Source organism: Blautia sp. AM28-27 (assembly GCF_003480905.1).
Classification (GTDB): domain Bacteria; phylum Bacillota; class Clostridia; order Lachnospirales; family Lachnospiraceae; genus Fusicatenibacter; species Fusicatenibacter saccharivorans.
This window is the reverse complement of record NZ_QUJK01000010.1, coordinates 78,782-100,655: the sequence shown is the minus strand read 5'-3', so window position 1 is coordinate 100,655 and position 21,874 is coordinate 78,782. Positions and strand designations below refer to the sequence as shown.

Below are 21,874 nucleotides of genomic sequence, written 5' to 3'. Positions count from 1 at the left end.
TCTAATCCATTTCGGAATAAATATCTTCTGCTTTTAAGTTAATGACATTGTGAAATATCAAGCTTTTGAGAAGAAATACAAGACTTAAATGGAGATATAAAAAGATGATTAAAGTACTATTTATCTGCCACGGCAATATTTGCCGCTCGACTCTTGCTGAGAGCGTATTCACCCACAAAGTAAATTCCCTCGGCCTTGCCCACAATTTTGAAATCGACAGCTTCGCCACCAGCCGCGAGGAGATCGGCAATCCGCCGCACTACGGGACAGTCAATAAACTGCGCGAGGAGCACATTCCGCTCGTGCCGCATCACGCAAAGCAGATTACATGGAAGGATTACGAGCGCGCCGACTACATCATCGTCATGGATACCGCGAATATCCGCAATCTGAACCGGATGCTGAAGAATGATCCGGATGGAAAGGTTTACAAATTTCTTTCCTTCGCCGGTTCCGGCCGCGATATTGCGGATCCGTGGTATACGGGAGATTTTGAGGCGACGTACCGCGATGTCGTGGAGGGATGCAACGGCTTTCTGGTGTATCTGCGCCGGGAAGGAAAAATCTGAAAAACAAAAAGCGCCGAAAACAAGGCCAGTGCCCATTTTGCAGAGAATGCGGCACTAGCCTTTTAATATAAGAAAATCCTATAGCCACTCCAAAGAATTAGCAATTAGACGTAACCAGACAGATATGGTATGATAACTGCATAGAAAACATAGCGAAATAATAGGAAAACAAAAGCTTTCCTATTTGAAAATTCATTCGATAGAACACGCGAAAGAGAGGCAGAAAATCAATGGCGAATTATGATTATGAGATTGTAAATGGAAGAAAAATCCGCGTAAGACCAAAAGAAACCGTATCGGAGATCGACAAAAACGGCTATTTTCGCAGACAGCCGAATCACTTCACGACTCCGTTCGGCGACGGTGAAAATGATCTGAAGGCAGAAGGTAATAAGAGATACCGTCTCGTCTGGGCAAAGCTGTGCCACTGGTCCAACCGCGCGGCGATCGTAAGAGAGCTGGAGGGCCTGGAAGATCAGATTTCCGTCAATATGGTAGAACATGCCCCGCATGAGAAAAACCTTGGCTGGGAATACGTTTACAATGAAAACAACATCGACCCGGTGCTCGGCGATCAGTTCCTCTCTGAGGCGTATTACCGTGCTGATGATGATTACCAGGGAAGAACGACCGTTCCGGCGCTGATCGACACAACGACGGGAAAGGTAGTCAACAACGATTACAACTGGCTGACCACTTATTTCGAGGTCAACTTCCGCCCATGGCACAAAAAAGGCGCGCCGGAGCTGTATCCGGTGGAGCTGCGGGAAGAGATTGATAAGATGAATCTCTGGCTCTTCGATAATATCAACAACGCGGTATACCGCAGTTCCTTCTCCAGAAGCAACGAAGGCCATTTCGACGGTGTGAACACCTTCTTTGCAGATTTTGCCGTGCCGCCGGCAGACGCCAAGGGAAGAATTGAGGGAGAGAAAGACGGCTTCCGCGCCAGCACACACTACGATCTGGCACTTCCGAAGATTGACTGGGATGCACAGTGGAAGGTTTCGACCGAGCGCGCCTACCTGTCCTCAGACCCGACCCATCCGATCTATCTTGGAAACAACCGCAGATTCGACATCGACCCAACCTGGTACGATCTGGGCGCAGAATCTCCGAAAAAAGAGGAGAAAGAAACGCCGCCGTCCTGCGGATGCTGCTGCGGCTGATCAAATCATAGATAAAAAATAGAAAACACCGTTTCAGAGGCAGATTTCCAAAAGGAAATAAACTTCTGAAACGGTGCTTTTTTTCGACGCACAAACTGCAAAAGGAAGGGCATGAAATCCGCTTATCGTCCGAAATGGAAAAATCCCTTTTTCTCATACGGCTCACTCGTATACGAAACCAGCTCATATCCGATGTCCTTGATCTGCTGTTTCAGATACGGAATATCGAGCGGCGCTTCGCTGATGACAACGGTCTCGCCGTTTTTTGCAGAAGAGTTTACTTTCTTTGGAGAGCAGCTCTTGCGGACTACATCATTCATATGGGATTCGCACATGCCGCACATCATACCATCAATTTTTAAGACTGTTTTAATCATACAATACCTGCTTTCTTCCGGGAATACAGCGAAACGAAAGCGTGCCGGACTGTATTCCTGGGATTTGATGAAAAATTTGAAATCACATACCCTATCGGGGTATCTAAAATATAGCGCGGATGAAAAGAAATGTCAATAAGCTGATAAAATATGATAATTATTATCATTTAAGAAGGAAAAATACGGTCATGGAAGGGCGATTCGCCGGCAGAACATGGAAACTTGCCGGAATCGCAAAGTTCGTGTTACAATTGGGACAGCAGAGCAAAACAAGAGAGGAGACAAAAATATGCTCTCACAGATGAATTACCGAAAAGAAACACAGCCCCACGGTGATGAGCTTTTTCCACTGAGCATTCACGTTTTCGAGACAGACCTGCAGAGTACCGTGCGGGTGTACTGCCATTGGCATGAGGAAGTGGAGCTCTTTTATGCAGTAAAGGGCGAAGCTGTTTTTCATATGGATACCGAGACCTTTCTCCTGCGGGAAGGGGAGACCGCCTTTGTCAATGCAAACCGTCTGCATGAGGTAGAGGGAATCGACGGACAGGAATTTACGTTTCTTGCCGTTGTATTCCAGCCGCGTTTTCTGTCCGGCACATCGCTTGACCGGATCCAGCAGCAGTATATCGAACCAGTGCTGTCCTCCGAGATCCGTTTTCCATCCAAGACAGAGCGGGGGACACGCCTTGCAGAAAAAACGGCACAGGCCATGCAGGAGATCCGAAATCTGCAGGAAAGAAAAGAACCGGGCTGGGAGCTGCTGTTAAAAGCGGAACTTCTGAAAATCTGGCAGGGATATTACAGTGCGGCAGAAAAGAACGGCGGAAAAACGGATGCCTCGACGAATTACCGTGTCAGCAGAATGAAAGAGATCCTCACATACATGAATGCTCATTTCTGTGAGGATCTCGAAATCGCGGAACTGGCGAGCCAGTTTCATATGAGTGAGAGCGCTTTCTGCCGCTTCTTTAAGTCGATTATGCATATTTCCGCCGTGACGTATGTCAATAACCTGCGGATTGCCGAGAGCTGCCGGCTGCTGCTTTCCACCGAGGAGGCGATCAGCAAGATTGCGAGCGACTGCGGATTCCGAAATATCAGCTATTTTAACCGCGTCTTCCAGGAACGCATGCACCAGACGCCGGGGCAGTTCCGCAGTTTATCCGCAGAAAACCGTACTGCGATATAAGATTCGGAACTTATGCAGGCTTCTGCGATCGGAATGCACGCCGCAGGAAGAAAAGTCCGGTCATATCAGCCAGTGCCCAGCCGATCGGAATGGCGATCCAGATTCCGGCAACGCCAAGCGCCGTGGCGGAGAAAAGGTATGCCAGCGCCACACGCATGCCAAGCGAAATGACGGTCAGAACAACCGACATCTCGGCGCGTTTGACAGCGCGGTAATACCCGTACAGCAGAAACAGCCATCCGATGCCGAGATAGAACGAGCCTTCCAGCCGCAGGTACTGTATGCCGATCGCGATGACCTCCATTTCTGATGCTTTCACGAAAATCTGCATCAGCGGATGCGCGAACAGATTGACAAGCAGAGAAATGACGATGGAAAAAGCAGCGCTCAGTGCAAAAGCATCTTTCGTGCCGCGCCGGATCCGCTCGTGATTTCCGGCCCCGTAATTCTGTGCGGTGAAAGTGGAGTAGGCATTTCCGAAATCCTGCACCGGCAGATAGGCAAAGGTATCAATTTTCACCGCGGCCGCAAATGCCGCCATGACCGCCGGACCGAAGCTGTTGACGAGCCCCTGTACCATCAGAATGCCGAAATTCATGACCGACTGCTGAATGCAGGTCATCGAAGAAAGATTCAGAATCTCTTTTAAAATGGAATGGCTGAAACGCCATTCTTTTTTTGACGGCAGCCACATGCGGCAGCGGAGCAGCACATAGAGCAGAATACCGACGGCGGACACATACTGCGCAAGAACCGTAGCGAGCGCCGCGCCTGCGATGCCGAACGGCAGTACAGCGACAAAGAGCAGATCCAGTGCAATGTTCAGCACAGCAGAGACAGCGAGAAAAATCAGCGGCACAGAAGAGTTTCCGAGCGCGCGCAGCATACAGGAAAAGAAATTGTATACGGATGTTGCAATAAGGCCGGCAAAGATAATCAGAAGATACGTCCGCATGCCGGGACGGACTTCATCCGGGACGCGAAGAAACGTAAGGATCGGCTCGATGCCTGCATAAACAGCGAGATTCAGCACGAGCGTAACGGCAAGGATCAGCAGAAACGCGTGGAGAATCGAAAGTTTTAAAGAAGAAAGATCTTTTCGTCCCTGATAAATCGAAAAGAGCGCACCGGCGCCCATCGACAGGCCGAGAAAAATGGAAGTCAGAAACGTCATCAGCGTATAGGAGGAGCCGACGGCGGCGAGCGCATTGCTTCCGAGAACGCGTCCGACGATCAGGGTGTCGGCAATGTTGTAAAACTGCTGCAACAGATTTCCTGCGATCATCGGCAGGGCAAACAGGATAAGAGAGCGGGAGATTTTCCCGCGGGTCAGATCGTAATACATAAAGAAACTTCTTTCCGAACATAATTATTAATATTATAACATAAAAAATCAAAAAATGTCAATTTGCAGGATGAAGTGTACAAAAATGCAATTGTCAGAAAACTTCGAAAAATCGAAGTTTATAAAATTTTTACAGATTTTGGGACACGTTCTGTAAAAAAACGGAAGATTTTCAGTTGATTTTTTTGGCCTTTTATGTATAATTAGAGTAGAAGAGGTCGGCTGGTCCGGTTTCTTCTAAAGGATACCTTCAAATTTCTGCATTTTGCAGAATGAAGCAGTATTACTATCAAAGGAAAGAGGTTAATTACAAGATGGCACAGATCGATTTAACAAAGTATGGCATCACCGGTACCACAGAAATTGTGTACAACCCTTCTTATGAGCAGTTATTTGAGGAAGAGACAAAACCAGAGCTGGAAGGCTATGAAAAAGGCCGGGAGACAGAGCTTGGTGCAGTTAACGTTATGACCGGTATCTATACAGGCCGTTCACCGAAAGACAAATACATCGTTGTGGACGAGAATTCGAAAGATACTGTATGGTGGACTTCTGATGAGTACAAAAACGATAACCATCCGGCAACCCAGGAAGCATGGGCAGCAGTAAAAGAGATCGCCAAAAAAGAGCTCTCCAACAAAAGACTGTTCGTTGTAGATGCATTCTGCGGTGCAAATAAAGATACCCGTATGGCTATCCGCTTCATCGTTGAGGTAGCTTGGCAGGCACATTTCGTAACTAACATGTTCATCAAACCTACAGCAGAAGAGCTTGAGAACTTCGAGCCGGATTTCGTTGTATACAACGCATCCAAAGCAAAAGTTGAGAACTACAAAGAGTTGGGTCTGAACTCTGAGACAGCAGTAGTATTCAACATCACAAGCCGTGAGCAGGTTATCGTCAACACATGGTACGGCGGAGAGATGAAGAAAGGTATGTTCTCCATGATGAACTACTATCTGCCGCTGAAGGGCATCGCTTCCATGCACTGCTCTGCAAACACAGACCTGAACGGTGAGAACACCGCAATTTTCTTTGGACTTTCCGGAACAGGAAAAACAACACTTTCCACAGACCCGAAACGTCTTCTGATCGGTGATGACGAGCACGGCTGGGACGACAACGGAGTATTCAACTTCGAGGGCGGCTGCTATGCAAAAGTTATCAACCTGGACAAAGAGTCTGAGCCGGATATCTACAACGCAATCAGACGTGACGCTCTGCTTGAGAACGTTACTGTTGATGCAGAAGGCAAAATTGACTTCAATGATAAGAGCGTAACCGAGAATACTCGTGTATCTTATCCGATCAACCACATTGAGAACATCGTTCGCCCGATTTCTTCTGCACCGGCAGCTAAGAATGTTATCTTCCTGTCCGCAGATGCATTCGGCGTACTTCCGCCAGTATCTGTTCTGACACCAGAGCAGACTCAGTACTACTTCCTGTCCGGATTTACTGCAAAACTTGCAGGAACCGAGCGCGGAATTACCGAGCCGACTCCTACCTTCTCTGCATGCTTCGGCCAGGCATTCCTGGAACTGCACCCAACCAAATATGCAGAAGAGCTTGTTAAGAAAATGGAGAAGAGCGGAGCAAAAGCATACCTGGTTAACACAGGCTGGAACGGAACCGGAAAACGTATCTCCATCCGTGATACCCGTGGAATCATCGATGCAATCTTAAGCGGTGCTATCAACGAAGCTCCGACGAAGACTATTCCGTACTTCAACTTCGAAGTTCCGACTGAACTTCCGGGCGTTGATCCGGCTATCCTGGATCCTCGCGATACCTATGCTGATGCTTCCGAGTGGGAGACCAAAGCACTGGATCTGGCTGAAAGATTCATCAAGAACTTTGCAAAATATGAAGGAAACGCTGCTGGTAAAGCACTTGTTTCCGCCGGCCCGCAGAAATAAATTTTCTGAATTGACCGAAAGGAAGCCCCTGACATGAAAGTGTCAGGGGCTTTCTTTTATGAAAATATCTGGAGAAATAAAATAGTTCCCTGCCCGAAAGTACAGACTGATGGGACAGGAAACTATTTTACAGCACACTCTAAAATAATACAAAAAATTTCAGCACCACAGAGCGTGAATTGTTGCGTCACTGGTTTTCGCCGTACCCTGATACGCCTTCAAAATAGAAAATAAGGCAGATCAGCAGGACAAGAGCAGTTCACGTACCATTTCTGCATTAAAGGTAACAGAGGAAACATGGTTGACTTCTATCTGATATAACGCATTTGCTGCGATATGCTCAGCAGCCTGCTCAAGATCACGAATACCGCTTGTGTTTTCGTGGCAGGAGATTACGGCATCGAGTCCTTCCGGTGTCAGAATGCATTCCTTTTCTTTCATACCGATACGTTTTAACACCTTTGGAAGTGCATAGCGGGAGAAAATGATTTTCTTTTCTTCCGGTGTGTAATCCGGAATTTCAATCACAGCGAAGCGGGACATCAGCGGAGCACTGATCTGGTCCTTGTCGTTTGCGGTTGCAATCGGGTATACACCGACGGTCGGGATCATACATTCGATATAGTTATCGGTAAAACCAAGATTATCAAGAAGGGTCAGCAGAACATCTGCCGGGTTTCCATTACCCTTGCCGGAGGCAGCCTTGTCGAGTTCGTTGATGATAAAGACGAGGTTGGATTCACCAGCCATGGAAAAAGCATCCATGATGATTCCCGGTTTTGCGTTTGCGTAGATGCGGGAGCTTCCGGTCAGCTGTTCCGGGTCATTAATCGAACTCATATCGAGTGTTGTCCACGGTAATTTTAAGATACGCGCAACGGCATAAGCAATCTGCGATTTTCCGGTTCCGGCAGGACCGATCAGTAACAGACCATAGGCCGGCAGCGTATGAGTCCGGTTAATCTGAATGATAGTTTCGATAATTCTCTGCTTCACGCGTTCCATGCCGTACAGTTCTTCATCAAGGATCCGGCGTGCTTCTACCGGATCAATGGCTTCAAAATAATTGCTTTTCCACTGGATGTTCATCATCATGGAAAGGGCGCGCTGTGCGTGACGACGCTCCTCCGGAGAAACCTCGTGGGATCGGGCAACAGCGAGATTTCGACGCGCCCAAAGGCGGATATTATCCGGCAGCGTTCTTCCGGCGCAGTTCATAAAATCAGTAATGGATTGGATGCTGGTGAGTTTCATGCTGTCACCGGTTTCTTCCTGGTCTTCATCTTCGATTTCTTCTTCCGGTGCATTGCTGGCGAGGAGACGTTCAATCATAAACTGTAAAAATCCATCCTCAGCCGAAAGCTTTGCGCCGCCACCGAAAGCGATCTCGCGGATTTTGTAAACTGCATAACCGTCGGATGTTTGTGTACCGGAAAGGCGGACATTGATATGGTTTTCACCGAGCCATTTTAAAAGGCTGACAAAACGGGCATCAATCTGAAGAATGTCGGCAATAAAGGTTTCTTCTTCCTCTTTAAATTCAAACGAGGTCCGTTTGGATGGGTTTGTGAAAATACCACAGGGATGATGCGGGAAAGCCTTCTCTTTTGTATCCAGAATTAGGATCGGCTGATCCGGAGAAGTAAACGGTGCGTTTGTGCGGAAAACAGTATACGTACATTCGGAAACTTTTGCTTTTTCCGGGGAATTGCTGAAATCAAAAACGGGCATGACAGAACCTCCTAATAAAATAAGTGCTTATTGGTACAATAAAAACAGTGTAGCACGAATTAAAAAATCCTGCAATCAATATGCAGAATTTTGTATTTTTATGCTATGAAAATATTGGGCAAGCGGATATTCGCAATGGAAGCAGGGGACTTACTAGATTCTGTTAAATTTTCGGAAGGCATAAAAAAGCCCTCCGGGCAGGATCACACTGCGGCGGAGGGAAATTATGTCATCAAAGCAAGCTGTCGTAAGAAAGAAGCTCGCAAAACAGGAATCTTTCTTACACTGAAAAAGGAATGGCATCAGGAAACAGCGTTGGTTTTGGAAAATCCCGGAAGCTGTACCAGCACGATCGCTGCAAACATCAGAATACAGCCGGAGAGCTCGCGAGCGGAGAGAGCCTGATGAAGGAGAATCCAACCGGCAAGAACAGAAAAAACGGATTCCAGGCTCATAAGCAGAGAAGCTGTGGTAGGATTTAATCCTTTCTGCCCGATGATCTGCAGGGTATAGCCAATACCTGAAGAGAGAATTCCGGCATAGAGAATCGGCATCCAGGCGTGCAGAAGATCGGAGAAGTTTACGGTTTCAAAGAGAACCATACAGACAGCGGACAGGATCGAACAGGTAAAAAACTGAATGCAGGACATTTTGATGCCGCTGACAAGCGGAGAAAAATGATCAATAACCAGAATATGTACGGTAAATCCGAGCGCGCAGGCAAGCACAAGAAAATCTCCCTTCTGCAAAGAGAAGGAGCCGTCTGTCATACAGAGCAGATAGAGACCAGCGACGGCAATAAGAACTGCGAGCCAGACCTTCGGCTGTACACGCTTTCGGAGAAAAAAACCGCAGACCGGAACAAGTACGATGTAAAGTGCGGTGATAAAACCGGCCTTTCCGACGGTTGTGTACTGGATGCCGATCTGCTGCAGAGTTGAGGCGACAAACAGTGCGATGCCGCAGAGAATACCGCCCGCCCAGAGCGTTTTTGGCTGTGTGCCATTTTCTGACGAAGCATCCGGCGGTAGGGTTCGCTTTTTACGCGAGGAGAAAAAGACAATCAGCGGAAGAAGCGTAAGTCCGCCGAGCAGGTTTCGTGCCGCGTTGAACGTAAAAGGTCCGACATAATCCATACCGGTCTGCTGTGCGACAAAGGCAGAACCCCAGATCGCAGCGGTCAGAAGCAGAAGCGCTGACTGTCGGTACTTATGAGAAACAGTATTCATAATAGAAAAAACCTCCTGAAATTGATACGATATTCATCATAGCACAAAGAGATGGAAAAAGCGAACGGAAAAATGTCGGAAAAGACGGAAAAATAGCACAAATAATCATAATGACGAAATAGTGCAGATGTTGCGAAAATGGATATGTGAAAAATGAGCAGAACAAAGGGAGTTAAAAAGAGTAAAATGAGCAATTTAACCAACATAAAACAAAAAAAGAACACCAAAAACAAAAAATAGACACTGTTTTTCTAACAGTCTTTGTGTATAATGAATTCATCAAGCAAGAACGAAAACCTTAAGGAGGTAAAAAGTATGAAAAAGCGTAACATGAAAGTCCTTGCACTGTTAATGACAGTGACAATGGCAGGAACGATGCTTGCCGGATGTGGAGACAGCGGAAGCACAAGCACTAGTTCAAGCGGAGGAGCAACAGCATCCTCCAGCGGAACAGCAGATGCATCAAGCGATACCACAGCAGCATCTTCCAGCACAGCAGATGCTTCCAGCGAAGATACCACAGGTTCAGATGATGTGGTAGGCGAGCTTCCAAGAAATGAAACTCTTTACTTCGCAGGACAGCAGTGGGGTACCGTCAATGATTACAACCCAATGTCAGCAAACTCAAACAATGCAATGGTTATAGCACAGGGCGATGCTTCACGTGTACTTGTTTATGAAACTCTTTATATGTGGAATCCACTGGATGCAAAAATGTATCCGTTGCTTGCAGACGGAGATCCGGTTTGGAACGATGCCCGTACCGAAATTACCGTTAAGATCAAAGCTGATGCAAAATGGAATGACGGCACACCGGTTACTGCAAAAGATGTAGCAGCTACCTATCATGCACATGTAGATTACAATTCTTCTACCGGCGCTGAAATGAAGAGCTACATTGCAGATGTTGTTGCACAGGATGACAGTACCGTAGTCTTCAAACTGACAACCGATGACTCCGGCGAAGCAGTTAACCCGGTTCTTGCGGAAAGATATCTGCCGATGCTCTACATCATGCAGGAAAATTATTTAAAGACCGTAGCTGACAGAAACAACAACGATGCTGAAGCAATTAAAATGGATAAGATGGACGATCTGGTAACTTCCGGACCGTACAAAAAATACTTTGACAATGACCAGAACGTAGTTCTGATCCGCGATGATAATTATTGGGGACAGGCAGATTCCATGTGGGGTAAGCTTCCGGTTCCGAAATATATTTCTCACCCGATCTTTAAAGATAACGCAGCAGCTACCACCGCATTCCAGAATGGTGATATTGATGTGGCACAGCTATTCATCACAGACCTTCAGAAATTGTGGTTAGAGCAGGATCTTCCGATTTCTACCTATGTTGATGAAGCACCGTATCAGCTGTGTATGACAATGCCTACCCTGTTCTTTAATACAGAAGTAGAAGGACTGGATCAGGTAGCTGTTCGTAAGGCAATCGCTATGGCAGTTGACTACGATCAGGTTATTTCTTCAGCAATGTCCGGACAGTCTCCTACCTTCGCAGATGTTCCGCGTTCTGTCATGAACCCGACCGATGCTGAGCAGGCTATGGTGGATCAGGATGCCTTAAAAGAGTATCAGTGGTCCAATGCCGATGTAGAAGGTGCTAAGAAGCTTCTGGACGATGCCGGAATCGTAGACACCGACGGAGACGGAATCCGTGAGTACAACGGAAAGAACCTTTCCTATAAGGCTGAGTGCCCGACAGGATGGTCTGACTGGAATGCAACCCTTGAAATCGTAGCAGCAGCAGGAAAGAATATTGGTATCAACATTGAGACCTACTTCCCGGAAGCAGCAAACTACAGCACGGATTACAGTACCGGAAACTTCGAAATCACCATGCAGTCCGGCCCTGGTACATCGGTTGCCAACCCGTACATGAGATGCCGTTTCTTCATGAGCTCTGATTACAACGATCTTGAGGTTAACTTCAGTGGTAACTTCGGTCATTATCAGAACGACCGTGTAGATGAAATCCTTGCAGCAATTCCTCATGAGACCGATGATGCAAAACTGAAAGATTACTATACAGAACTTTCCAAGATTATGCTGGAAGATTGCCCGTGTGTACCGTTGATGTACAGACCGCAGGTATTCCACGAAGTAAACGAGTCCGTATGGACCAACTATCCGCAGAAAGACGATGGAAGTAACGTTCCTCCGATGGACTGCACCGATGGTTATGGCGTAGCAGCACTGTACAATCTGGGACTGGTTGACGGCTGATTTGCCAAACAGAAAGAAAGTTCATACTGAATTGTAACAGAGGCGGCCGGAGCCGGGGTGCTCCGGCCGCTTTTAAAAATCAGAAGGAGGGTTCTTCTATGAAAGGAATGAAAAAGTATTATACGCAGAAGATCTTGTGGTATCTTCTGACGTTAGTCTTTGCGGTACTGCTGAACTTCATTCTTCCGCGTCTGATGCCGGGCGATCCGGTTTCAACTATTGCTTCCAAATCGGTAGAAGGTATGACCGATGCGACTGCAATTCAGAAAGTATATGAAGACTATGCAGCAAAATTTGGTATTAACAAACCAATGTATGTCCAGTTTTTTACCTGGGTAAAAAATGCACTTCGCGGTGATTTCGGCGTTTCTTTCAGCCAGTATCCGCGTACCGTATCCGATATTATTTCCAGTTCGGTTCTGTGGACCATATGTTTACAGCTTCCGGCCATTATTGTTGGATGGATTCTTGGTAACCTGCTTGGTGCAATTGCAGCTTATATGAAAGGTGTTTTCGACAAGGCAATCCTTCCGGCATTCCTGTTTATCAGTAACGTACCTGCCTTTGGTATGGCAACCGTACTTTTGTTCATTTTCTCACTGAAATTACATATTGCACCTGCAGCAGGCGGCTATGCGAGCAGTATGATTCCGCATATGAGCCTTGCTTTTATGAAATCTGTGCTTTCACATTACCAGTTGCCATTCTGGTCTATCGTAATCATCACGATCGGCGGCCAGGCTATTGGTATGCGTTCAATGTCAATTTATGAATTGAATGCCGACTATGTAAAATACAGTCGTTTCCTTGGTATCAAGGATCATACGATTGTGAAATATGTGTTCCGTAACGCAATGCTTCCGCAGATCACCGGTCTCGCAATGTCCCTTGGTACCATGATCGGCGGCAACCTGGTAGCTGAGATGGTATTCAGTTACCCGGGACTTGGAACAACGATGCTCTCAGCAGTTACCGGCCAGGATTATCCGCTGCTTTCTGCCTGTACGTTAATCATTACCATCATGGTTCTGCTGGCCAACCTGCTTGTTGAACTTCTGTATGCAGTCATTGACCCACGTGTCAAAGCATCCCAGCAGGATTAGAAAGGAGAATACGCTATGAAAAATACAATCAAACAGATTTTTCATTCAGGAAAATTCGTGACAGGATTTGTAATCTTCTTGGCAATTCTCCTGACTATTATCATCTATCCGCTTGTTGTGGCAAAAGATCCGCTGGCAATGATCGGAAACGGAAACTTTTTCAAACCGGGTACCTATCTTTCGATTCAGGACACCGTGAATTCCGGCAAAACGTATAAGATGAATGTTGATGCAACCGCATCCATCGTTGAAAGCAAACTGACAATGGACAACCGTTCTATGATGGCAGAATGGCTGGAAAAATACGGCGGTGTAGATGCCAGTGAAATCGATGTTACCGATGCAGAAGGTCTGATTGCTCTCTGGGAGGAAAAATATGACCCAAATGCAGAACAGAAAGGCCTTATCGCAGCAAAAAAGAAAAAATATCAGCGTCTCGACAAAGAGATCGATGGTATTTTAGAAGATGTTCCAACTATTATTGCCGAGAAAAATGAAGAGACCGGTGAGCTGGAAGAGGTTCAGAGCATCGACAGCAAGCAGTACATCAATGAAAAAGATGTTATTAACCGCCAGACTTTCGTGCTTGGTACAGATAACTTTGGTCGTGATGTTTTGACCGAGCTGATCTCTGCAACAGGTTCATCCCTGAAAATTGGTCTGGTTGCGGGAATCATTGCAACCGTGATCGGACTGTTCCTCGGACTTCTTGCAGGTTACCTTGGAGGTTTTGTGGACAACCTGATTCTGTTCTTTACCAACTTGTTCACCGTTATCCCATCCTTCGTTCTCTTGATCCTCATCTCCTACAGCGTAGGTGAGTCTCAGAGGGGAATCATGATGGTGGCACTCCTGATCGGAATTACCGCATGGCCGTGGACAACACGTTCCGTACGTTCCCAGGTTATTTCTCTTCGAAACCGTGACCATGTAAACCTTTCCAAACTGTCCGGCCACAGCATGCTGCGGATTGTCCTTACCGACATCCTTCCGTACGTTGCATCCTACGTTGTTATGGCCTTCATTCTCCAGATTTCCTCCGGAATTCTGGCAGAGGCACAGCTTTCTATGATCGGACTTGGACCGGCAACCACAAAGACTGCAACACTTGGTCTTATGATGCAATGGGCAACCCAGTACAATGCACACTTAAACGGTGCATGGTGGGCATATTTCCCAGTCATTCTTGTAATCGCACTTATTTCATTCTCTCTTAACCTGATGAACACCGGTCTTGACCAGGTATTCAACCCGCAGTTAAGAGACTAAGGAGGCAGCTATGGGAAAAGTAATGCTGGAAGTAAACAATCTGAAAACGAAATATGTAACTCGTTTTCATGAAGATGTATACGCCGTAGACGGAGTCTCCCTGAAGATTGAGGAGGGAAAATCCCTCGGTGTAGCAGGTGAGTCCGGCTGTGGTAAATCGACGCTGGCACTGTCCCTGATGGGCTATTATTTCGCACCGCTTCACTACATCAGCGGCGATATTATCGTAGATGGAAGAAAAATTTCCGGAATGAAACCAGACGATGTCCGGAAAAATATTCTGGGCAATGAGATCGCCTACATTCCGCAGGCAGCAATGAATGCTCTGAACCCGACACAGAAAATCATCCGATTTGTAGAAGACGTTATTCATGCGCATGATCCGAAAATGCCGAGAAAGGATATTTATGATCTGGCAAAAGAACGTTTTCAGATCTTAGGCCTGCCGGAGGAGGTACTGCAGAAGCATGCGGTTGAGCTTTCCGGAGGTATGAAACAGAGAACCGTTATCGCAATTTCGACCATTCTTTCTCCGAAGGTACTGATCGCCGATGAGCCATCGTCCGCGCTGGATGTAACTTCCCAGAAAATGGTTATTAAAATGATGCGTGATCTGATGGAAAAAGGATTTATCAAATCCATGATCTTCATCACACACGAGCTGCCGCTTCTTTACAACGTAACCGATGATATTATGGTTATGTATGCTGGACAGATTGTAGAAAAAGGTACCGCAAAAGAAATGGTATTCGATCCGCTGCATCCATATTCCAAAGGTCTGATGGGATCGATCATCGTTCCGGAGGAAGGTGTAAGAGAACAGAAGCTGACTGCAATTCCGGGAACTCCGCCAAACCTGAAGCATCCGCCGGAGGGCTGCCGTTTCGCAGACCGCTGTCCTTATGCACAGCCAACCTGCCGCGGTATGAAACCAGAGGTCATCGAACTGCCGAACGGAAGAGAGTACCGCTGCCTGATGTCTGAGAGAAAGGTTCGGGAGGTGTATGCAAATGCGTGATGGTAAAGAATTAAAACCATGCCTCTCCGGAAGAGGCGTAACGAAAGTGTTTGGCTTTGGCGATGCAAAAACGGTCGCTGTAGACCATGTTGATTTCGATTTTCATGAAGGTGAATTTGTTTCTATCGTAGGAGAATCCGGATCCGGAAAAACAACCCTTTCGAAGATGTTGCTCGGGCTGATCAGCGTAACGGAAGGTGAAATTGATTTCCAGGGTAAACCAAGAGACATCTCGAACGGAAAGAAGAAAAAAGAGTACTGGAAGGGAATTCAGGCGATTTTCCAGGATCCGTTTGCTTCCTACAATATGTTTAAACGTGTAGATTCTGTTCTGCTGGATTGCATTAATATGCGCGGTGACAAGAATCTGCCGAAAGAAGAAAAAGAACGTCTGATGACAGAGGCCTGCAGCTTTGTAAACTTAAAATACGCAGAACTGACAAACAAATATCCATTTGAGCTGTCAGGAGGCCAGATGCAGCGACTGATGATTGCACGTATTTTCCTTCTGAAACCAAAGATTCTGCTTGCCGATGAGCCGACGTCTATGATTGATGCCTGCTCACGTGCAACGATCCTGGATATGCTGCTGAAGTTGCGTGATGAGATTAATATGACGATTATCTTCATCACCCACGATATTGGTCTTGCTTACTATGTATCCGATAATGTTTATATTATGGAGCATGGAAAATTTGTGGAATCGGGACCGGCAGAAGAAGTAATTCTTCACCCGACAGCAGCGTATACCAAACGTCTGATCAGCGATGTTCCAAAGATTTATGAACCGTGGGATCTGACAACAGTATAACAATGGTACGAAAGCTGTTTCCCTGGAATCATGCTTTGCGTCATATATGAGTCTTGCGAAAAGAGAGACGGTGCACGGAAAAAAAGTGTACCGTCTTCTCTTTTTGTCAATAATTTTTCTGAAAAAATTGCTTTTTAAAGAAAAAACTGGTAAAATTAGTAAGGTTACAGAACCGAAAAGAAAACTGGGGGATGAAAAATGCGAAACTGGTTTCGCGGACTGAAACTGAACCAAAAATTTACCGTAACAACGTTGATCTTTATTTTTATTCCGCTTTTTGGCATGATGTGCTTTGGGTTTAGGAGTATCAAAAAGAATGCCATAGATCATGGGGTAAATGAAGCAGTAACGGCAATAGATCTTACCTGTGCGGAGGTGAATGCAAAAGCGAATGCCTGCTCAATGGTTGTAGATACGCTGCAGGAGTATGAACCGTTGGAAAAATATCTTCTTCATCTCAGGAGGGGAGAGGAGATCTCGGAGAGCTATTATCAGCAATTTCGAAACAACAGCATCAGCATAATCGATAAAATGCAGGAGGCAATGCCAGATCTGTACCAGATCCATATTTTTGCCATGGCAGATGGTTTTCTGGAGCAGCAGCCGATCCTGTACCAGAAGGAAAAGATGAAAAACTGCGCCTGGTACCGAAGCTATCAGGGCGGAGGACAGTGGTTTTTTGACATACAGGAAAAAAATATTATCTCCGGTACAAAAAAAGAAGGTTCCCATTTGATGACTTATGTACGGGAACTGCGGGATCAAAGCGGAGGAAGGCTTGGCGTGATCGAGGTATCCATGCGTATGGCAGACATATTTCCCGAAATTTATCGATCCGGTGACAGCAGCTGGGCCTGCTTTGTTGATGAAAATTGGAATTTATATGACTGCGGAAAAACAGCGGCAGCCTGCAAATGGCAGTCCTATCGGGGGCTGATTCTGTTCCGGGCAGGAATCCGTGACAGAAAAGAGAGTCAGCAGAGCGCGGTGATTGACCGGAAAAACGTTGCAATTGTGCTTCGGAAAGTCGATAAACTCAATGGAATGTTTGTAACACTGACCAATTTGGATGATGCAACCGGAAACATGATCAAACAGCAGCAGAGAATGCTGCTTGAATTTGCCGGCTTCGGGCTGCTTCTGATTGTGGTGGTCAATCTGATTGTGCGTGGCCTGCTGAAGGAGTTTTATGACGTCCTGTGTGAGATGCGTCAGATTGACAATGGAACAACAAAGATAAAGGTTTGTTACAGCGCAGAAGAGATGCGGGAAATGAGCTATGGTATCAACGGAATGCTGGAGAGAATTCAGAAACAGAACGAGGAAAGCATCAAAAGGGAGGCAGCGCTGAAAGATACGGCAATCCGGGCAATGCAGAACCAGATTAACGCTCATTTTATTTATAATGTTCTGGAATCCATTAAGATGATGGCTGAGATTGATGAAGAGTATACGATTTCCGATGCGGTAACAGCACTTGGTGAAATGCTGCACTACAATATGCGCTGGAATAAATTTCTGGTAACCGTTCAGGATGAGATGAATTATATTCAGAACTATGTGGAACTGATGAATCTGCGGTATGATTTCACAATTACATTATCTGTTCAGATACCGGAAAATTTGTATCGGCAGGATATCCCCAAGATGTCTCTTCAGCCGATTGTGGAAAATGCAATCACACATGGAATTGAGGAGCTGGATGCAGACGCCGTCATTGAAATCAAAGGAATAGAGCATGAAAAGAGCTTTGAGATTGAAATCACAGATTCCGGAATAGGCATGTCAGAAAAGCAGCTTGCAATTCTGAGACGTAAACTAAGAATGCGCCTGAATTCAGATACACAGCCGAAACATGGAATCGGGCTTCGGAATGTACAGGACAGAATCCACATTCAATTTGGAACAGAGTATGGACTGTCAGTTTATACAAAAGAGCATTGCTATACGAAGGTGAGCATTCATCTTCCCATCACGAGGGGGAAATATTCTCCGATGGATCAAGAGGGTGACGAGAAAGAGGAAGAAAAAGAAAATGAATACACTGCTGGTTGTAGAAGATGAAAAATTGATTCGACAGGGAATCGTGGCGATGATCCGGCGAAGCAGCGTGCCGGTGGAGGAGATTCTGGAGTGTCGAAACGGAGAAGAGGCATTGGAGATTTTGAGAAAACAGAGGGTGGACGTCATGTTCACTGATATCCGTATGCCCAAAATGGACGGTCTGACACTGGTCAACAAAATGGAGGAGCTGTCACAGAAACCTGTTGTTATTGTTTTAAGTGGCTATGATGAATTTTCCTATGCGGTTGAAATGATGAAACATGGAGTTCGGGACTATATTTTAAAACCGATCAAGCGGGAGACGATAGAACAGCTTCTGGAAAATCTGGAACGAGAGCTTTCGGAGACCCGGGAAACGGAAGAAGAGGAAGAACGGTGCTTTTTAAATCAGCTCCGTTATCTGATGATGAATGCAGAAATGGCCGAAGAAAAAGAATGGATGGATATGGAAAGCAGGATCCGGCGCCACATCGGAAACGACAGCTTCCGGATCCTGCTGACCAGCAAGGCAAATGGGGAACGGTTTTCGAAATGCAGCGGAATTCTGCTGGAAGGCGTAGAAGGAGGAGTTCTGTATCTTCTGCCGGAACCGGAGGCAGAGCGGATCATGAAAGAAAAAGATGAGAGATTTTGTCTCGGAGTGGGAAAAGAACATCGTTCTGTGATGGAAATTCCAGAGGCATACCAGGAAGCACTGCTGGCCCGGGAAATGGCATTTATACAGAAAAATCCTGTGGAAGAATATCAGAAAAAATGTTTTGAGGAAAAGCCGGAGCTGGCACAGTTTCAGGAAAAATTTATTCTGCAGGTGCCAACGGACCGGGCAGATACTGTGCTGCGAAAAATGCGGAACTGGTATTTTGAGGCGGCGCATCAGAGGGTCTCCCCCTATCAGCTTCTGACAGTGACGGAAGCAATCTGCAAAGAACTGGATCTTTTTTACCGCATGCCGGAAAAACAGGAAAAATGTCCGCGTCCTCTGCAGTACCGTGATGCAGATCTGTTTCTGGATGCGTTTGAAGAATGGATACACGTTTACAGGGAAAGCCTGAAAAGTCAGACAGCCGGAAAAGAAAAAATGGAAGAGGCAATTTCATATATTCGGGAAAATTATGCAAAAGATCTGAATATGGCAATGGTATCTAACCATATTTGTATGAATTATTCGCTGTTTTCAGCAGCGTTTAAAGAACATACCGGTGTGAATTTTGTGAACTATCTGAAGGAGATCCGCATTGCGGAGGCAAAGCGTCTGTTGATTCAAACAGAAGATAAAATTACGGAAATTGCCAAACAGGTTGGATTTGAAAATGATAAGCATTTCATGAAATCATTTAAAACGGCATGCGGCGTATCACCGTCTGAGTTCCGAAAAGATTATAAAATGGTTTCCAACGGAAAGGGAGGACAGGATGAGTAAAGAAAAAGAAACCGGAAAAGAGAAGGGAAGAATCCGCCAGCTGGCGCGGTATTACATTCCATATAAGGGATTGTTTTTTACCGACATGTTTTTTGCAATGCTTGGAGCAGCCATTACACTGGTGATTCCGCTGATTGTACGGTATATTACGAGTACGGTTGTGGAAAAGCCGCTGGAGCAGGCAACGGGTGAGATTATCCGCCTTGGTATTCTGATGATTGCTATGGTTCTGGTTGAAATGTACTGTAACTTTTATATTGCCTATTACGGCCATGTGATGGGGGCGCGGATTGAGCATGATATGCGGAACGAGATCTTCGGCCATTATCAGAAGCTTTCGTTTGCTTTTTTCGATAACCAGAAGGTCGGCCATCTGCTGTCACGCATCACAAGCGATCTGTTCGATATCAGTGAGCTTTTACACCATGGGCCGGAGGATATTGTCATTTCGTTTATCAAACTGATCGGCGCGATGATTATCCTGTTTGTGGTAAATCCGATGCTGGCATGTGTGCCGCTTGTGGTTATTGTGGTGATGCTGCTGTTTGCCTTGGTAATGAACAGCCGCATGAAGAGTGCATTCAAGGAAAACCGCCGCAGAATTGCGGATATCAATAGTCAGATCGAGGACAGCCTTTCGGGGATCCGTGTTGTCAAATCGTTTGGAAATGAGACAGAGGAGATGCGTAAGTTCAATGCGGGAAATGACCGTTTTGTCGATTCGAAGAAGGTCAGCTACCGCTATATGGGAATTTACAATTCGGGAATGGGAGCCTTTTCGACGCTGATTACCGTTATTTCGCTGATTGTCGGCGCATTGCTGATGACAGGTGGGAAGCTTGGGGCGGCGGATCTGGTTACCTTTCTTCTGTACATCAACAACTGTACAGATCCGGTGAAAAAGCTGGTGAACTTTACGGAGCAGTTCCAGAATGGTTATTCCGGTTACGAACGTTTCCTGGAAATTATGAGCATCGCACCGGACATCCAGGACAAGCCGGATGCACTGCCACTGAAGAATGTGCAGGGAGAAGTAACCTTTGAAAACGTTTCGTTCCATTATGAGGAGTCGAAGGAAAACGTGTTAAGCAATGTGAATCTGCATGTCCCGGCCGGCGACTATGTGGCACTGGTCGGCAGCTCCGGCGCCGGAAAGACGACACTCTGTTCTCTGCTTCCGCGTTTTTACGATGTGACAGAAGGAAGGATTCTGCTGGATGGAAAGGATATCCGCGATGTGAAATTGAAGGATCTGCGCGATGAGATCGGTATTGTGCAGCAGGATGTGTATCTGTTTGCGGGAACGATCATCGACAACATCCGCTATGGCAGACCGGATGCGACCGACGAGGAGGTCATCCGCGCAGCGAAAGCGGCCAATGCACATGAATTTATCATGGAGCTGGCGGACGGCTACGACACCGATATCGGCCAGCGCGGCGTAAAACTTTCCGGTGGCCAGAAACAACGGCTTTCTATCGCCCGCGTATTCCTCAAAAACCCGCCGATCCTGATTTTCGACGAGGCAACCTCAGCGCTCGACAACGAAAGCGAAAAAGTCGTCCAGAAATCTTTGGAACTTCTGGCGAAAGACAGGACAACCTTCGTGATTGCGCACCGGCTGTCCACAATCCGGAATGCAAAGCGGATTCTGGTGCTGACGGAGAATGGAATTGCGGAGGAAGGCACACATAAGGAACTGCTCGCGAAGGGCGGGATTTATGCGCATTTGTATGAGATGCAGTTTTGATGAAAATTTCATTAGTATGACAGAAAGGCAGCGGAAGAGAAACCGCTGCCTTTTTTGACACTTTCTTATTTTCTTCATACTCTATAAAGAACAGAAAATGAAAGAGGAACATGGTATGGATTCATCCCGTATGAATCGCGGCTGCTGCGGTGCGAACAATATGCAGAACCGCCGCGCCGCTTCAAACAATATGGAACTGAAGATGGAACCAAGGAATTTCCCGCGGAAAATGCAGCATGTAGATCATATGATACCTGCAATGGCGTACGTTCCGATGCAGCGGTTTGAACAGATCTATGATCTTTCCGCTGCATTAAAAAATGGAACCTTATTTCCGGAACTCTGTAAACCATTCTGTGGAAAGGGAGGAGGAGAGTGCCTATGATGCCGCAGATGCCATCCCGTGAAAAGCTGCTCGCATGGATTGATCAGGTCAGCTTTGCTGTTGTTGAAATGAACCTTTACCTCGACACCCACCCGGAGGATGAAGATGCACTTGCCTTTTTCCGGGAAAAAGTGGCGCTTCGAAAAGAAGCACTGAAACAGTACGCCGAACAGTACGGTCCGCTCACGATCGATACCGCCAACGACCGCATGAGCCGTTCTTTCGAATGGGTTATGCAGCCATGGCCGTGGGAAGTCAACCGGAAAGGAGGGTGCTGAC

General features: G+C 46.4%; 18 protein-coding genes. 14 read left to right on the top strand and 4 right to left on the bottom strand.

What is annotated here, in order from left to right; genetic code table 11:
* Nucleotides 1–104: 104 nt before the first annotated feature.
* Together DW743_RS12905 and DW743_RS12900 are read left to right on the top strand one after the other, a co-directional pair.
* Nucleotides 105–569, top strand: coding sequence for a low molecular weight protein-tyrosine-phosphatase (locus DW743_RS12905; protein ID WP_117761793.1), 465 nt, complete (start codon nucleotides 105–107; stop codon nucleotides 567–569).
* 230 nt (nucleotides 570–799) lie between these two features.
* Nucleotides 800–1,738, top strand: coding sequence for a hypothetical protein (locus DW743_RS12900; RefSeq protein WP_117761792.1), 939 nt, complete (start codon nucleotides 800–802; stop codon nucleotides 1,736–1,738).
* 122 nt (nucleotides 1,739–1,860) lie between these two features.
* On the opposite strand, the gene DW743_RS12895 is transcribed toward DW743_RS12900, so the two are convergent.
* Entirely contained in the window at nucleotides 1,861–2,115 is a 255-nt protein-coding gene (locus tag DW743_RS12895) for a heavy-metal-associated domain-containing protein (RefSeq protein WP_022461058.1), read from the bottom strand.
* A 289-nt stretch (nucleotides 2,116–2,404) separates the two neighbouring features.
* Here DW743_RS12895 and DW743_RS12890 point away from each other — a divergent pair, with 289 nt between their 5' ends.
* Nucleotides 2,405–3,307, top strand: coding sequence for an AraC family transcriptional regulator (locus tag DW743_RS12890; protein WP_055228413.1), 903 nt, complete (start codon nucleotides 2,405–2,407; stop codon nucleotides 3,305–3,307).
* A 10-nt stretch (nucleotides 3,308–3,317) separates the two neighbouring features.
* Here DW743_RS12890 and DW743_RS12885 read toward each other — a convergent pair whose 3' ends face one another.
* The gene (locus DW743_RS12885; protein ID WP_117761791.1) at nucleotides 3,318–4,652 is read right to left on the bottom strand and encodes an MATE family efflux transporter; all 1,335 of its coding nucleotides are present in this window, start codon (nucleotides 4,650–4,652) and stop codon (nucleotides 3,318–3,320) included.
* Nucleotides 4,653–4,966: 314 nt separating this feature from the next.
* On the opposite strand from DW743_RS12885, the gene pckA reads away from it, so the two are divergent.
* Nucleotides 4,967–6,571, top strand: coding sequence for a phosphoenolpyruvate carboxykinase (ATP) (gene pckA, locus DW743_RS12880; protein WP_117761790.1), 1,605 nt, complete (start codon nucleotides 4,967–4,969; stop codon nucleotides 6,569–6,571).
* Between the two features lie 240 nt (nucleotides 6,572–6,811).
* Here pckA and DW743_RS12870 read toward each other — a convergent pair whose 3' ends face one another.
* On the bottom strand, nucleotides 6,812–8,302 hold the full coding sequence (locus tag DW743_RS12870; RefSeq protein ID WP_117761788.1) for an AAA family ATPase: 1,491 nt from the start codon (nucleotides 8,300–8,302) through the stop codon (nucleotides 6,812–6,814).
* A 302-nt stretch (nucleotides 8,303–8,604) separates the two neighbouring features.
* Complete coding sequence (locus tag DW743_RS12865) at nucleotides 8,605–9,531, bottom strand: DMT family transporter (RefSeq protein WP_117761787.1); 927 nt, start codon at nucleotides 9,529–9,531, stop codon at nucleotides 8,605–8,607.
* Nucleotides 9,532–9,846: 315 nt separating this feature from the next.
* Here DW743_RS12865 and DW743_RS12860 point away from each other — a divergent pair, with 315 nt between their 5' ends.
* From DW743_RS12860 to DW743_RS12815, 10 genes are all read left to right on the top strand, one after another.
* Nucleotides 9,847–11,775, top strand: coding sequence for an ABC transporter substrate-binding protein (locus DW743_RS12860; protein ID WP_158568572.1), 1,929 nt, complete (start codon nucleotides 9,847–9,849; stop codon nucleotides 11,773–11,775).
* Between the two features lie 98 nt (nucleotides 11,776–11,873).
* A complete protein-coding gene (locus DW743_RS12855; RefSeq protein WP_117510332.1) occupies nucleotides 11,874–12,878 on the top strand; it encodes an ABC transporter permease in 1,005 nt (334 codons plus the stop codon).
* Nucleotides 12,879–12,893: 15 nt separating this feature from the next.
* On the top strand, nucleotides 12,894–14,147 hold the full coding sequence (locus DW743_RS12850; RefSeq protein ID WP_022462699.1) for an ABC transporter permease: 1,254 nt from the start codon (nucleotides 12,894–12,896) through the stop codon (nucleotides 14,145–14,147).
* 10 nt (nucleotides 14,148–14,157) lie between these two features.
* Nucleotides 14,158–15,165 (top strand): ABC transporter ATP-binding protein, encoded by a 1,008-nt coding sequence (locus tag DW743_RS12845; protein ID WP_022462700.1) that lies wholly within the window; start codon nucleotides 14,158–14,160, stop codon nucleotides 15,163–15,165.
* Nucleotides 15,158–15,976 carry an ABC transporter ATP-binding protein gene (locus DW743_RS12840; protein ID WP_022462701.1) on the top strand — a complete coding sequence of 273 codons (819 nt, stop codon included), beginning with the start codon at nucleotides 15,158–15,160 and terminating at the stop codon, nucleotides 15,974–15,976. The genes DW743_RS12845 and DW743_RS12840 overlap by 8 nt, the downstream gene beginning before the upstream one ends.
* Nucleotides 15,977–16,174: 198 nt before the next feature.
* Nucleotides 16,175–18,040, top strand: a complete 1,866-nt coding sequence (locus DW743_RS12835) for a sensor histidine kinase (RefSeq protein WP_117761785.1) — start codon at nucleotides 16,175–16,177, stop codon at nucleotides 18,038–18,040.
* Nucleotides 18,012–19,460 carry a response regulator gene (locus tag DW743_RS12830; protein WP_055218831.1) on the top strand — a complete coding sequence of 483 codons (1,449 nt, stop codon included), beginning with the start codon at nucleotides 18,012–18,014 and terminating at the stop codon, nucleotides 19,458–19,460. The genes DW743_RS12835 and DW743_RS12830 overlap by 29 nt, the downstream gene beginning before the upstream one ends.
* Complete coding sequence (locus tag DW743_RS12825; protein WP_117761784.1) at nucleotides 19,453–21,210, top strand: ABC transporter ATP-binding protein; 1,758 nt, start codon at nucleotides 19,453–19,455, stop codon at nucleotides 21,208–21,210. Before DW743_RS12830 ends, DW743_RS12825 begins: the two co-directional genes overlap by 8 nt.
* 115 nt (nucleotides 21,211–21,325) lie before the next feature.
* Nucleotides 21,326–21,595: a spore coat associated protein CotJA gene (locus DW743_RS12820; protein ID WP_238033462.1), complete on the top strand. Its 270-nt coding sequence runs from the start codon at nucleotides 21,326–21,328 to the stop codon at nucleotides 21,593–21,595.
* Nucleotides 21,592–21,873, top strand: coding sequence for a spore coat protein CotJB (locus tag DW743_RS12815; RefSeq protein WP_330418105.1), 282 nt, complete (start codon nucleotides 21,592–21,594; stop codon nucleotides 21,871–21,873). Before DW743_RS12820 ends, DW743_RS12815 begins: the two co-directional genes overlap by 4 nt.
* Nucleotide 21,874: the final 1 nt, after the last annotated feature.

What these genes read in the sequence shown, in the direction of transcription:
- DW743_RS12900 (WP_117761792.1), top strand. Translation starts at nt 800, where the DNA reads ATGGCGAATTATGATTATGAGATTGTAAATGGAAGAAAAATCCGCGTA.
- DW743_RS12845 (WP_022462700.1), top strand. Translation starts at nt 14,158, where the DNA reads ATGGGAAAAGTAATGCTGGAAGTAAACAATCTGAAAACGAAATATGTA.
- DW743_RS12820 (WP_238033462.1), top strand. Translation starts at nt 21,326, where the DNA reads ATGGATTCATCCCGTATGAATCGCGGCTGCTGCGGTGCGAACAATATG.
- DW743_RS12855 (WP_117510332.1), top strand. Translation starts at nt 11,874, where the DNA reads ATGAAAGGAATGAAAAAGTATTATACGCAGAAGATCTTGTGGTATCTT.
- DW743_RS12825 (WP_117761784.1), top strand. Translation starts at nt 19,453, where the DNA reads ATGAGTAAAGAAAAAGAAACCGGAAAAGAGAAGGGAAGAATCCGCCAG.
- DW743_RS12865 (WP_117761787.1), bottom strand. Translation starts at nt 9,531, where the DNA reads ATGAATACTGTTTCTCATAAGTACCGACAGTCAGCGCTTCTGCTTCTG.
- DW743_RS12830 (WP_055218831.1), top strand. Translation starts at nt 18,012, where the DNA reads ATGAATACACTGCTGGTTGTAGAAGATGAAAAATTGATTCGACAGGGA.
- DW743_RS12850 (WP_022462699.1), top strand. Translation starts at nt 12,894, where the DNA reads ATGAAAAATACAATCAAACAGATTTTTCATTCAGGAAAATTCGTGACA.
- DW743_RS12890 (WP_055228413.1), top strand. Translation starts at nt 2,405, where the DNA reads ATGCTCTCACAGATGAATTACCGAAAAGAAACACAGCCCCACGGTGAT.
- DW743_RS12870 (WP_117761788.1), bottom strand. Translation starts at nt 8,302, where the DNA reads ATGCCCGTTTTTGATTTCAGCAATTCCCCGGAAAAAGCAAAAGTTTCC.
- DW743_RS12835 (WP_117761785.1), top strand. Translation starts at nt 16,175, where the DNA reads ATGCGAAACTGGTTTCGCGGACTGAAACTGAACCAAAAATTTACCGTA.
- pckA (WP_117761790.1), top strand. Translation starts at nt 4,967, where the DNA reads ATGGCACAGATCGATTTAACAAAGTATGGCATCACCGGTACCACAGAA.
- DW743_RS12840 (WP_022462701.1), top strand. Translation starts at nt 15,158, where the DNA reads ATGCGTGATGGTAAAGAATTAAAACCATGCCTCTCCGGAAGAGGCGTA.
- DW743_RS12905 (WP_117761793.1), top strand. Translation starts at nt 105, where the DNA reads ATGATTAAAGTACTATTTATCTGCCACGGCAATATTTGCCGCTCGACT.
- DW743_RS12815 (WP_330418105.1), top strand. Translation starts at nt 21,592, where the DNA reads ATGATGCCGCAGATGCCATCCCGTGAAAAGCTGCTCGCATGGATTGAT.
- DW743_RS12860 (WP_158568572.1), top strand. Translation starts at nt 9,847, where the DNA reads ATGAAAAAGCGTAACATGAAAGTCCTTGCACTGTTAATGACAGTGACA.
- DW743_RS12885 (WP_117761791.1), bottom strand. Translation starts at nt 4,652, where the DNA reads ATGTATTACGATCTGACCCGCGGGAAAATCTCCCGCTCTCTTATCCTG.
- DW743_RS12895 (WP_022461058.1), bottom strand. Translation starts at nt 2,115, where the DNA reads ATGATTAAAACAGTCTTAAAAATTGATGGTATGATGTGCGGCATGTGC.